At 64.4% G+C, this 11,737-nt stretch carries 8 protein-coding genes and 2 tRNA genes; 5 read left to right on the top strand and 5 right to left on the bottom strand.

Annotated features, from left to right (window positions below; genetic code table 11):
- Positions 1 to 95: 95 nt before the first annotated feature.
- Positions 96 to 170, bottom strand: a tRNA-Gly gene (locus AB0T83_RS13270).
- Positions 171 to 192: 22 nt separating this feature from the next.
- Positions 193 to 267: transfer RNA gene (locus AB0T83_RS13265), tRNA-Gly, on the bottom strand.
- 138 nt (positions 268 to 405) lie between these two features.
- Between AB0T83_RS13265 and AB0T83_RS13260 the strand changes: the two genes are divergently transcribed.
- Complete coding sequence (locus tag AB0T83_RS13260; protein WP_366193621.1) at positions 406 to 1,332, top strand: ketopantoate reductase family protein; 927 nt, start codon at positions 406 to 408, stop codon at positions 1,330 to 1,332.
- 65 nt (positions 1,333 to 1,397) lie between these two features.
- Here the strand turns inward: AB0T83_RS13260 and AB0T83_RS13255 are convergent, their stop codons facing one another.
- Entirely contained in the window at positions 1,398 to 4,832 is a 3,435-nt protein-coding gene (locus AB0T83_RS13255) for a pyruvate carboxylase (protein ID WP_366193620.1), read from the bottom strand.
- Between the two features lie 196 nt (positions 4,833 to 5,028).
- Between AB0T83_RS13255 and AB0T83_RS13250 the strand changes: the two genes are divergently transcribed.
- Positions 5,029 to 5,835, top strand: a complete 807-nt coding sequence (locus tag AB0T83_RS13250; RefSeq protein ID WP_366193619.1) for a glycoside hydrolase family 19 protein — start codon at positions 5,029 to 5,031, stop codon at positions 5,833 to 5,835.
- A 3-nt stretch (positions 5,836 to 5,838) separates the two neighbouring features.
- Here AB0T83_RS13250 and AB0T83_RS13245 read toward each other — a convergent pair whose 3' ends face one another.
- Positions 5,839 to 6,219: a ribbon-helix-helix domain-containing protein gene (locus tag AB0T83_RS13245; protein ID WP_366193618.1), complete on the bottom strand. Its 381-nt coding sequence runs from the start codon at positions 6,217 to 6,219 to the stop codon at positions 5,839 to 5,841.
- 24 nt (positions 6,220 to 6,243) lie between these two features.
- Positions 6,244 to 6,831, bottom strand: coding sequence for a DJ-1/PfpI family protein (locus AB0T83_RS13240; RefSeq protein ID WP_366193617.1), 588 nt, complete (start codon positions 6,829 to 6,831; stop codon positions 6,244 to 6,246).
- 136 nt (positions 6,832 to 6,967) lie between these two features.
- Here AB0T83_RS13240 and AB0T83_RS13235 point away from each other — a divergent pair, with 136 nt between their 5' ends.
- The 3 genes from AB0T83_RS13235 to AB0T83_RS13225 all read left to right on the top strand — a co-directional run bounded on the left by AB0T83_RS13235 (position 6,968) and on the right by AB0T83_RS13225 (position 11,383).
- Complete coding sequence (locus AB0T83_RS13235; RefSeq protein WP_366193616.1) at positions 6,968 to 9,340, top strand: ATP-dependent helicase; 2,373 nt, start codon at positions 6,968 to 6,970, stop codon at positions 9,338 to 9,340.
- 108 nt (positions 9,341 to 9,448) lie between these two features.
- Positions 9,449 to 9,826, top strand: a complete 378-nt coding sequence (locus tag AB0T83_RS13230) for a response regulator (protein ID WP_366193615.1) — start codon at positions 9,449 to 9,451, stop codon at positions 9,824 to 9,826.
- Between the two features lie 474 nt (positions 9,827 to 10,300).
- Complete coding sequence (locus AB0T83_RS13225) at positions 10,301 to 11,383, top strand: Mrp/NBP35 family ATP-binding protein (protein WP_366193614.1); 1,083 nt, start codon at positions 10,301 to 10,303, stop codon at positions 11,381 to 11,383.
- Positions 11,384 to 11,737 lie beyond the last annotated feature (354 nt).

The following is an 11,737-nucleotide window of genomic DNA, read 5'->3' as shown; positions in this document are numbered from 1 at the left end:
GGGCTTGCGACAGACCGGGTGCATTGGACCGGGCGCAATGGCGTTGCGCGTGTGGCCCGAAGGGCAGCGGATCGAACGGTTGGGAGCGGTTTTCCTGGAGCGGGCGATGAGATTCGAACTCACGACCCTAACCTTGGCAAGGTTATGCTCTACCCCTGAGCTACGCCCGCGTCCGGAAACCTGTCTCTCTCTTGGAGCGGGCGATGAGATTCGAACTCACGACCCTAACCTTGGCAAGGTTATGCTCTACCCCTGAGCTACGCCCGCATCCTTGAGAGTGCGCGTTGTCTAGCGCCACGTTCGGGACGCTGCAAGGGAAAAAATGGCCCTTCGGGCGGGATAACCGCTAGACTGGAGGTTGCTCCATGGCACGTCCATACGGGGCAGGGAACAAAAGAGGATGCGATGAAAATACTGGTGATGGGGGCAGGGGCGCTGGGAGGATTCTACGGCGCACGGCTGGCCCGGGACGGGCATGAGGTCACCCTGGTTGCGCGCGGCGCGCATCTTGAGGCGATGCAACGCGACGGTCTGCGGGTGGAAAGCCCGATGGGTGATCTGCATGTGAGGGACATTCGGGCAACCGATCGGCCCGAAGGCAATCCAGACATCGTGTTGCTGATGATCAAAAACCGCGATGTGGAAGCCGCGGGCGCGCAGGTCAAGCCGTTCCTGAACGAGGGCAGCGCCGTGGTGACGGTGCAGAACGGGGTGACCGCGCCCGAACGGCTGGGCCGTGTGATCGGGCCCGAACGGGTCATCTCGGGCTCGGTGTTCATGCCGGCCAGCATCAAGGCACCGGGCGTCATCCTGCATTCGTCAGACAACAGCATGGTGCGCGCCGGGGTGCGCGAAGGTGGGCCGTCCGACCTGTGTGACAGGCTGATCGCGGCGCTTGCCGCAACGGGCGTGGATGCGCAGCGTGTGGATGATACCGACCGGATGCTGTGGGAAAAGATGGTCTTCCAAAGCGTCTTTTCCGCCATCACCAGTCTGACGCGTCTGGACGTCGGGCCACTGCGGGATTGCCCGGAAACCCGCGCCTTGTTACGGGCCGGGCTCGGGGAAGCGGCGGCAGTCGGAAAAGCGGTCGGGATTGATCTGGATGCGGATGTGGCCGAGGTGCAGTTCACCCGCCTGATGGAATCGCTTCCGCGGCACAGCCATGCCTCCATGCTGGACGACCTGAACCGGGGCAAGCCACTGGAACTGGAGTATCTGTCCGGAGAGATCGTGCGGCTGGGGCAGGAGCACGGGATCGCCACCCCCACCCACAGGTTCATGCGGGCGGCCTTGATGCCCTTTGCCGAGGGCGCACCGGCGGCGTCCTGAACGAAAATGCCCCGCCGAAAGTTTCGGCGGGGCGCTGGATCGGCCGGGCGGGGGAACGCCCGAGCCTAGTCCAGTTCGACCAGTAGATCCTTGGCGTCGATCTGCGCGCCGGGCTGCACGTGGACCGCCTTGACCGTGCCGTCGCGGTCGGCGGCCAGACCGGTTTCCATCTTCATCGCCTCGATGGTCAGCAGCAGATCGCCCTTCTTCACGGCAACGCCGGGCTGCACCGCGATCGAGGCGACGACGCCGGGCATCGGCGCGCCCACGTGATTCGGGTTGCCCTCGTCCGCTTTCGGCGTCGCCTGACGGCTGGCCTTGGCGTGGCGGTCGGGCACGCGGATCACGCGCGGCTGGCCGTTGAGTTCGAAGAAGACCTTGACCTCGCCTTCCTCGTTGGTCTCGCCGGCCGCCTGCATGCGGATTTCCAGCGTCTTGCCGGGATCGATCTCGGACTCGATCTCGTCCCCCGGCGCCATGCCATAGAAGAAGACCGGCGTCGGCAGGGTGCGGACCGGGCCGTAAAGCTCGTGCCGTTTGGTGTAATCCGCAAAGACCTTGGGATACATCAACGCGCCGTTGAGGTCCTCGTCATCCAGCTTGCTGCCAAGTTCGGCTTCCAGTTCAATGCGGCGGGCCTCCAGATCGACCGGCGCGGCATGGGCGCCGGGGCGGTCGGTCATCGGGTTTTCCCCGCGCAGGACCTTGGATTGCAGCGCCTTGGGCCAGCCGCCCGGCGGTTGGCCCAGGTTGCCCTTCATCATGTCGACGACCGAGTCGGGGAAGGAGACCTCTTGTGCGGGGTCTTCGACGTGTTCGCGGGTCAGGTTCTGGCTGACCATCATCAACGCCATGTCGCCGACCACCTTTGACGAGGGCGTCACTTTCACGATGTCGCCGAACATCTGGTTCACCTCGGCATACATCTGCGCCACCTCGTGCCAGCGTTCTTCCAGCCCCATGCTGCGGGCCTGCGCCTTGAGGTTGGTGAACTGGCCGCCGGGCATCTCGTGCAGGTAGACCTCCGAAGCGGGGGCCGCGAGGCCGGATTCGAAGGCCACGTATTGCGCGCGTACCTGCTCCCAGTATTCGCTGATCGCCCGGATCGCGCCGATATCCAGCCCGGTGTCGCGGTCGGTGTGGCGCAGGGCCTCGACCACCGAGCCGAGGCAGGCCTGCGAAGTGCCGCCCGAGAAGGCATCCATGGCCGCATCCACGGCATCGACGCCCGCGTCGGCGGCGGCAAGGATGGTCGCCCCGGCAATGCCGCTGGTGTCATGGGTGTGGAAGTGGATGGGCAGGCCCACCTCTTCCTTCAGCGCCTTGATGAGCACCCGCGCGGCGGCAGGCTTCAGCAGGCCGGCCATGTCCTTCAGGCCCAGCACATGGGAGCCTGCATCGCGCAACTCCTTGCCCATGGCCACGTAATACTTCAGGTCGTACTTGGCGCGGTCGGGGTTCAGGATGTCGCCGGTGTAACAGATGGTGCCTTCGCAGACCTTGTTGTTCTCCAGCACCGCATCCATCGCCAGGCGCATGTTCTCGACCCAGTTCAGGCTGTCGAACACGCGGAACACATCGACGCCGGTTTCGGCGGCCTGCTTGACGAAGAATTTCACCACGTTGTCGGGATAGGTGGTGTAGCCCACCCCGTTGGCGCCGCGCAGCAGCATCTGGGTCAGGATGTTGGGCATGGCCTTGCGCAGATCGCGCAGGCGCTGCCACGGGCATTCCTGCAAGAAGCGATAGGCCACGTCGAAGGTCGCGCCCCCCCAGCATTCCACCGAGAACAGCTGCGGCAGGTTGGCCGAATAGGCCGGGGCCACGCGGATCATGTCGATCGAGCGCATCCGCGTCGCCAGAAGCGACTGGTGGCCGTCGCGCATGGTGGTGTCGGTCAGCAGCAGTTGCGGCTGCGCGGCCATCCAGTCGGCCACCGCCTGCGGTCCGTGCGCATCCAGGATCTGCTTGGTGCCCTCGGCCCCTGCGGCAATGGCCAGCGGCGGCTTCGGAATGCGCACATCGGCAGGCTTGGCGCGGCCCGTGGTCTCGGGATGCCCGTTGACCGTGATATCGGCGATATAGGTCAGAATCTTGGTGGCCCGGTCCTTGCGCGGCGAGAAGTCGAACAGGTCCGGTGTCTCGTCGATGAACTTGGTGGTGTATTCATTCGACAGGAAGGTCGGATGCTTCAAGAGGTTCTCGACGAAGGCGATGTTGGTGCTGACGCCGCGGATGCGGAATTCGCGCAGGGCGCGGTCCATGCGGGCGATGGCGGCTTCGGGCGTCTGCGCCCAGGCCGTGACCTTGGTCAGCAGGCTGTCATAATAGCGGGTGATGACCGCGCCGGAATAGGCGGTGCCGCCGTCCAGACGGATGCCCATGCCGGTGGCCGAGCGATAGGTCTGGATCCGCCCGTAGTCGGGAATGAAGTTGTTCTGCGGATCCTCGGTGGTGACCCTGCATTGCAGGGCGTGGCCCGACAGGGTGATGTCGTCCTGCGTCGCGGCGCCGGTGGCCTCGGCCAGCGTCTTGCCCTCGGTGATCAGGATCTGGGCGCGCACGATGTCGATGCCGGTGACCTCTTCGGTCACGGTGTGTTCGACCTGAACCCGCGGGTTGACCTCGATGAAGTAGAAGTTGCCGGATTCCATATCCATCAGGAATTCGACGGTGCCGGCGCACTGATACCCGACGTGCGCACAGATCTTGCGGCCCAATTCGCAGATCTCGGCACGCTGGGCGTCGGTCAGATAGGGGGCAGGCGCACGTTCGACCACCTTCTGGTTGCGGCGCTGGACCGAGCAGTCACGCTCGAACAGGTGATAGATCTCGCCGTATTTGTCGCCCAGGATCTGCACTTCGACGTGGCGGGCACGGGTGATCATCTTTTCCAGATAGCCCTCGCCGTTGCCAAAGGCGGCCTCGGCCTCGCGGCGGCCTTCCAGGACCTTCTCTTCCAGCTCGTCGGGGCCAAAGATCGGGCGCATGCCCCGGCCGCCGCCGCCCCAGGAGGCTTTCAGCATCAGCGGATAGCCGACCGCTTCGGCCTCAGCCCGGATCGCGTCCATGTCTTCGCCCAGAACCTCGGTGGCGGGGATCACCGGCACGCCGGCTTCGATGGCGACCTTGCGGGCGCTGGCCTTGTCGCCAAGGGCGCGCATGGTTTCGGCTTTGGGCCCGATAAAGGCGATGCCGTTGTTGGCGCAGGCTTCCACGAAGTCGGGGTTTTCCGACAGCAGCCCATAGCCGGGGTGGATCGCGTCGGCGCCGCAGGCCTTGGCCACGCGGATGATCTCGTCGATGCTCAGATAGGCCGCAACCGGCCCCATGCCTTCGCCGATCTTGTAGGCCTCGTCGGCCTTGAAGCGGTGCAGCGAGAGCTTGTCCTCTTCGGCGTAGACGGCGACGGTTCGCTTGCCCATCTCGTTGGCCGCGCGCATCACGCGAATGGCAATCTCGCCGCGGTTGGCGATCAGTAGCTTCTTGAACTCAGTCATCGGGCTGATTTCCTTGCATGCACCGGGGGGATGGGGTGCTTCTAGCGCTAACAGGATAATGCCGCAACGCGGCGTTTTGCATGGTCAAGTTTGTTTACCAATATTTCCACCTCAAAAGCAAGGTGCTGTGGATTTCCCAACTTGGCAAGTGGCTGGTTGACGTTACGGTAGAACAATCCAAGAGGGGGAGAACACCATGTCAGTCGAAGCTGCAATTGCTGCGGTCGCCGCGTCCAACAACGCTGCCGCCACGGCGGCGAATGCCTGGAAAGCCCATGCCGAAAAGCTGGAGGCACTGGGGGCGAATTCGCCCCTGCGTCTGGCCGCCATCATCGGCCAATGTGGCCATGAAAGCGGCGGGTTCCTGCACCGGTTCGAAAACCTGAACTATTCGCAGGCCTCGCTGCGGCGAGTGTTCAAGAAATACTTCAAGACCGACGCCGAAGCCGCTGCCTTCGCGCGCAAGCCGGAAAAGATCGCCAACCGGGTCTATGGCAATCGCATGGGCAACGGCTCAGAAGGGTCGGGGGACGGCTGGCGCTATCGCGGGCGCGGCTACATCCAGCTGACCGGCAAGTCGAATTACACCAGTTTCGGCGCGGCCATCGGCGAGGATCTGGTGGGCAACCCCGACCGCGCGGCCGACCCCGGCATCGCCTGGATGGTGGCGGTGCGCTACATGGCGTCGCGCAAGCGCAGCGGCAAGACCTGCCTGCAATGGGCCGACGAGAGCGACGACCGCATGGTGACGCTGGTCATCAACGGCGGCACCCATGGTCTGGTCGACCGGGAGTTGCGCACGGCCAAGGCGCTGGCGGCCCTGGGCGGCAGCAAGATCCCGCCGGTGATCGAACAACAGCGGGCGCTGCTGGCGGCCGGGTTCAATCCCGGTCCCATCGACGGGCTGATGGGCAGCAAGACCAAGGCCGCCATCGACGCCGCCGCGAAGAAGTTCGGCCTGAAGGGCGCGGACCTGTGGGAGAAGCTGGAAAGCCTCGCCTGAGGCTCAGTTCATCCTGGACACCTCCCGGCGGGCCTGCGCCCGGCGGGAGGTTTCCCGTTCCAGAATTCCCGCCGCATCGACCTCGGCCAGGGGCTGCGGGTCGCCGCGACGAATCTCGCCCTCGGTCGCCAGCGCCAAGTAACGAGCGCAGCACACCCGCAGGAACGAGGTGAAATTGCCGGTGTCATGCCCGGCGTCCAGCGATTCCAGATACAGCTTGGTGATCAACTGGTTGACGGTCATTCCGTCCCGCGTGGCGATCTCGTCCAGCAGATCCCAGAAGAAGTTCTCCATGCGCAAACTGGTGGCCATGCCGTCGATGCGCAGCGACTTGGTGCGGCTGACCCAGTTGTCTGCCTCGGCGTTGATGAACAATTGGCACATGAAGACCCTCCCCCGGTTGTCGTGTCAGGCCGCGACGCTGGTGTCGGCGGCACTGTTCAGCAGGGCCATGAATTGCGCCATCCACGCCGGATGCGCGGGCCAGGCCGGTGCGGTGACCAGATTGCCATCGGTGACGGCCTCCGTCACCTCGATATCGGCATAGCTGCCCCCGGCGGCGCGCACTTCGGGCGCGCAGGCCGGGTAGGCCGAGCAGGTCTTGCCGTCCAGAACACCCGCAGCGGTCAGGATCTGGGCGCCATGGCAGATCGCGGCCACCGGCTTGCCGGTCTCGAAGAAGTGGCGCACCATCGCCAGCACGTCGTCGTTCAGGCGCAGGTATTCCGGGGCGCGGCCGCCGGGAATGACCAGCGCGTCATAGGCCGCCGGATCGGTCTCGGCGAAGCTGGCGTTCAGCGCGAAGTTGTGGCCGGGCTTCTCGGAATAGGTCTGGTCGCCCTCGAAGTCATGGATTGCTGTCTTCACCGTGTCGCCCGCCACCTTGTCGGGGCAGACCGCGTCTACCGTGTGGCCGCAAGCCAGCAGGGTCTGGAACGGCACCATGGTTTCATAGTCCTCGGTGAAGTCGCCGGTGATCATCAGGATCTTTGACATCTTGTCCTCCTCTGTCAGATGCCGGTCCAGTCTAGGGTAGGCGGCGCGGGCGCGGGTGTTAGCGGGCTACCACAATCGTGGGAACAGAGCGCGAACAGGGGCTTGCGTCGGCGCGGGCGCGGCCTATGCTGCGGCCATGAGCGGATATGACGATGACGGCGCCTTTGCCGATGCCCCCACACCCCTGTCGGCCCGCGCCATGGCGGCGCGGCCCACGCCGTATCTGGACGGGCTGAACCCGGCGCAGCGGCAAGCGGTCGAGACGCTGAAAGGCCCGGTGCTGATGCTGGCCGGCGCCGGCACCGGCAAGACCCGCGCCCTGACCGCCCGCATCGCGCATCTGCTGAACACCGGCACCGCGCGCCCCAATGAAATTCTGGCGGTGACCTTCACCAACAAGGCCGCGCGCGAGATGAAGCTGCGGGTGGCCAAGCTGATGGGGATGGAGGTCGACGGCCTGCCCTGGCTGGGCACTTTCCACGCCATCAACGTCAAGCTGCTGCGCCGCCACGCGGAACTGGCCGGGCTGAAGTCGAACTTCACCATTCTGGACACCGACGACCAGATCCGGCTGCTGAAACAGGTGATCCTGGCCCGCAACATCGACGAAAAGCGCTGGCCCGCGCGGCAGCTGGCCGGGATGATCGACCATTGGAAGAACCGCGCCTGGACGCCCGAACATGTTCCGGCCGCCGAAGGCTCGGGCTTCAACAACATGGGCGTGACGCTGTACGCCGACTACCAGCAGCGGCTGCGCGATCTGAATGCGGTGGATTTCGGCGATCTGTTGCTGCACATGGTCACGATCTTCCAGCGGCACGAAGATGTTCTGGCGCAGTACCAGCGCTGGTTCCGTTACATCCTTGTGGATGAATATCAGGACACCAACATCGCCCAGTACCTGTGGCTGCGCCTGCTGGCGGCAGGGCATCACGACATCTGCTGCGTCGGCGATGACGACCAGTCGATCTATGGCTGGCGCGGCGCCGAGGTCGGCAACATCCTGCGGTTTGAAAAGGATTTCCCCGGTGCCACGGTGATCCGGCTGGAGCAGAACTACCGCTCCACCGCGCATATCCTGGCCGCAGCCTCGGGGGTGATCGCCGGGAACAAAGGGCGGCTGGGCAAGACCCTGTGGACCGAGGCCGACGGCGGCGACCGGGTGCGCCTGATCGGCCATTGGGATGCCGAGGAAGAGGCGCGCTGGATCGGCGAGGAACTGGACGCGATGCAGGGCGGCACCCGTGGCGGGCGGCCCTACACGCTGAACGAATGCGCCATCCTGGTGCGCGCCAGCCACCAGATGCGGGCGTTCGAGGATCGGTTCCTGACCATCGGTCTGCCCTACCGGGTGATCGGCGGCCCGCGCTTCTATGAGCGCAAGGAAATCCGCGATGCCATGGCCTATTTCCGTCTGGTGGTCAGCCCCGACGACGATCTGGCCTTTGAACGCATCGTCAACGTGCCCAAGCGGGGCCTTGGCGACAAGGCGCAGCAGACCATCCAGCAGGCGGCACGCGCCAATGGCGTCAGCCTTCTGGAAGGCGCGCGCATCGCGGTCGAGGCCGGGCTGCTGAAGGGCAAGGGCAAGGCCGAGCTGGCCCGGCTGGTGACCGCGCTGGACCGCTGGCACGGGGTGGTTGTTGCCGACGCCACCTATGACCATATCGCGTTGGCCGAAACCGTGCTGGATGGCTCGGGCTATACTGGCATGTGGCAGGCCGACAAGACGCCCGAAGCTCCGGGACGGTTGGAGAACCTGAAGGAACTGGTCAAGGCGCTGGAGCAATTCGACAACCTGCAGGGGTTTCTGGAACATGTCGCCCTGATCATGGACAACGAGACCGACGACGGCGGCCCCAAGGTGTCGATCATGACCCTGCACGCGGCCAAGGGTCTGGAGTTTCCGGCGGTGTTCCTGCCGGGCTGGGAGGACGGGCTTTTCCCCTCGCAACGCTCGATGGATGAAAACGGCCAGACCGGGCTGGAGGAGGAACGGCGGCTGGCCTATGTGGGCATCACGCGGGCGGAAGAGTTGTGCACGATCTCCTTCGCGGCCAACCGCCGGGTCTATGGACAGTGGCAATCGGCGCTGCCGTCGCGCTTCGTGGACGAACTGCCCGAAGCCGATGTCGAGGTGCTGACCCCGCCGGGCCTGTATGGCGGCGGCTATGGCGCCGCGGCGCCGCAAGCGCAGGCCACGTCGAACCTGCACGAAAGGGCCGCGAAGGCCGATGGTTACGACTCGCCGGGATGGCGGCGGCTGCAGGCGCGCAGCAGCACCCGGCCCCTGTCACAGCTCCGCGAAAGCCGGAATTCGGTCATCGATCTTCAGGCGGTGTCGGCCTTTTCCGATGGCGACCGCGTGTTTCATCAGAAATTCGGCTACGGCACGGTCACCGGCATCGAGGGCGACAAGCTTCAGGTCGACTTCGACAAGGCCGGATCCAAGCATATGGTGGCGAAATTCGTGGTTGCAGCAGAATCAGCGGACGACATTCCGTTCTGATCGCTTTCTGCAAGTGCAAAAAATACATCTGGAATGCTGGAAACTTGTCGGATATTTCGGTATGCGTTGCTTCAGCACGCAACTTTTTGCCGCATCGGAGATCCAGCATTGCATTATCTCATTGTCGAGGACGATCCGAACCTGAGGCTGTTGTGGCGGACCATCCTGTGCGACCGGGGATATGAGGTGACCGAGGCGGACAGCTTGGCAGCGGCCAGCGCGGCTCTGAAACGGGCGCGGCACGATGCGGTGATTCTGGATCTCTACCTCGGGCGCGAAAACGGCATGTCGCTGATCGGCGAGATCGAGACCGTCAATCCCGACTGCAAGGTCATCATCGTGACCGGCGCGGCAGAGGTCTCGGAAGGCAAGATGCAGGTCGGATCCCAATTGGTCGTGACCGTGCACCGCAAGCCCGTGGATATCGAGGATCTGATGGAATCCTGCGCGCTGATCGACTCGTCCAGCCAGCGACGGTCGGCCTGAAACACTCCTGACGATCGGTCGGAAACACGGCGCGCGGCACTGCCGGCTTTGCAGCTGTGCGCGCTCCAACCTTCACATTTCTGTCATCTTCTGAAGTAAATCCCACCCGATCCGGGCACGCGCGGCCGAAAAAAAGCGGCGACACCAGGGAGGAGGAGGGTGCCGCCGCTAAAAACAGAAAACCCAGGGAGGAGGAGGGGCTTTCTGAACCGTGTATGTCGTCGGGATGGCAAGAAAATTGCTCACCGCTGTTGACCTGAACCTTATATAGGTTGTGATCGTTTCCGTTCCATCCCGGGCTGCAGGATATTTTCTGCTGCCGTTGAAAGAAAGATAGCATTTTTCTGCAGGTGCACAATAGCTGCCGCTTCAGGGCTGCCATGCGTTTTCTGCATGGGTTGCATCGGCCGGAGCGAAGTTGCAGGTCTGTCGCGCCGCATCATGTATGGCGGGTGAGCAAGTGTGCGAGGAACCATGCCGATATCCAAATCCGAAATTCTAGACGCCCTGGGCGGCATCGCGCTGCCTGACGGCGGCACTCTGGTCTCCCGCGATCTGCTCCGGGCGCTGACCGTGGATGGCGCGGCCGTGCGGTTCGTGATCGAGGCGCCGTCGCCCGAGGTGGCCAAATCCTGGGACGCGGTGCGGGCGAAGGCCGAGCAGGCCGTCGCCGCGCTGCCGGGCGTGCAGAAGGCCAGTGCCGCGCTGACCGCGCATGGCCCTGCCGCCAAGCCCGCCGCGAAGTCCGCGCCGCCCAGCCTGAAGGTCGGCAAGCATCCCAGTCCGCAGGCCGGGCCGCAAGCGGTCAGTGGCGTGGATCGAATCATTGCCATCGGATCGGGCAAGGGTGGGGTGGGGAAATCCACCGTCTCCACCAACCTTGCCGTCGCCTTGGCGCGCGAAGGCCGAAAGGTCGGACTTCTGGATGCCGACATCTACGGCCCTTCGGTGCCGCGGATGATGGGGGTCAACAAGCGTCCGGCCTCGCCAGATGGCAAGACCATCATTCCCCTGCACGCCCATGGGGTCACGCTGATGTCGATCGGCTTCATGGTCGATCCCGATGCTGCCGTGGTCTGGCGCGGGCCGATGCTGATGGGCGCATTGCAGCAGATGCTGGGGCAGGTGGAATGGGGCAAGCTGGATGTCCTGCTGGTCGACATGCCGCCGGGCACCGGCGATGTGCAGCTGACCCTGTGCCAGAAGACCCAGCTGACCGGCGCTGTGGTGGTGTCTACCCCGCAGGATGTGGCGCTGCTGGATGCCCGGCGGGCGCTGGACATGTTCAAGCGGCTGAACACGCCGGTTCTGGGCCTGATCGAGAACATGAGCACCTATGTCTGCCCCGAATGCGGGCATGAGGCGCATATCTTCGGTCATGGCGGCGTACAGGCCGAGGCCGAGAAGCTGGGCGCGCCGTTCCTTGGCGCGCTGCCGCTGGATCTGGATGTGCGACTGGCCGGCGATGGCGGCACGCCGGTTGCGGCCACCGACAGCCCGCTGGCCGCGCCGTATCGGGCGCTGGCGCAGCGACTGATTCAGGGCGGCATGGCCTGAGTCGCAGTCCCGACAGGGGAAATTGCGGCACTTCTTGCCATTTCCGGGAAATCAGGGGAGATTCAAGGCGTGTCCCGCAAGGGGCGCGCCTTTCCCGTTTTGCGCGTAATTGGTGGTTCGCGGGGGTGAGGGCCACTATATGTTGTGATGGGTGAAGGAGGTTCCCAGATCTGGTAGGCCCGTGTCCGGTTTTTCCCCTGAATTCCCATAAAATCCCTTGCCAAGTCGAGGGGCCCTCTGCCATAGTCTCTACACGATGAAGACGATCGGTCCCTCGGGGCCACACAAAAACAAAATGGCAGGTTACATACAGGCAATCGCTTTCATCCCACAAAAAGAAGTTCCGCCACGCGC

The sequence above is a fragment of the Meridianimarinicoccus marinus genome, from assembly GCF_040689105.1.
GTDB lineage: Bacteria > Pseudomonadota > Alphaproteobacteria > Rhodobacterales > Rhodobacteraceae > Meridianimarinicoccus > Meridianimarinicoccus marinus.
This window is presented reverse-complemented; position numbering and strand designations above follow the sequence as displayed.

Coding starts and splice junctions, on each gene's coding strand:
- AB0T83_RS13260 (WP_366193621.1), top strand. CDS start 406: ATGAAAATACTGGTGATGGGGGCAGGGGCGCTGGGAGGATTCTACGGC.
- AB0T83_RS13255 (WP_366193620.1), bottom strand. CDS start 4,832: ATGACTGAGTTCAAGAAGCTACTGATCGCCAACCGCGGCGAGATTGCC.
- AB0T83_RS13250 (WP_366193619.1), top strand. CDS start 5,029: ATGTCAGTCGAAGCTGCAATTGCTGCGGTCGCCGCGTCCAACAACGCT.
- AB0T83_RS13245 (WP_366193618.1), bottom strand. CDS start 6,219: ATGTGCCAATTGTTCATCAACGCCGAGGCAGACAACTGGGTCAGCCGC.
- AB0T83_RS13240 (WP_366193617.1), bottom strand. CDS start 6,831: ATGTCAAAGATCCTGATGATCACCGGCGACTTCACCGAGGACTATGAA.
- AB0T83_RS13235 (WP_366193616.1), top strand. CDS start 6,968: ATGAGCGGATATGACGATGACGGCGCCTTTGCCGATGCCCCCACACCC.
- AB0T83_RS13225 (WP_366193614.1), top strand. CDS start 10,301: ATGCCGATATCCAAATCCGAAATTCTAGACGCCCTGGGCGGCATCGCG.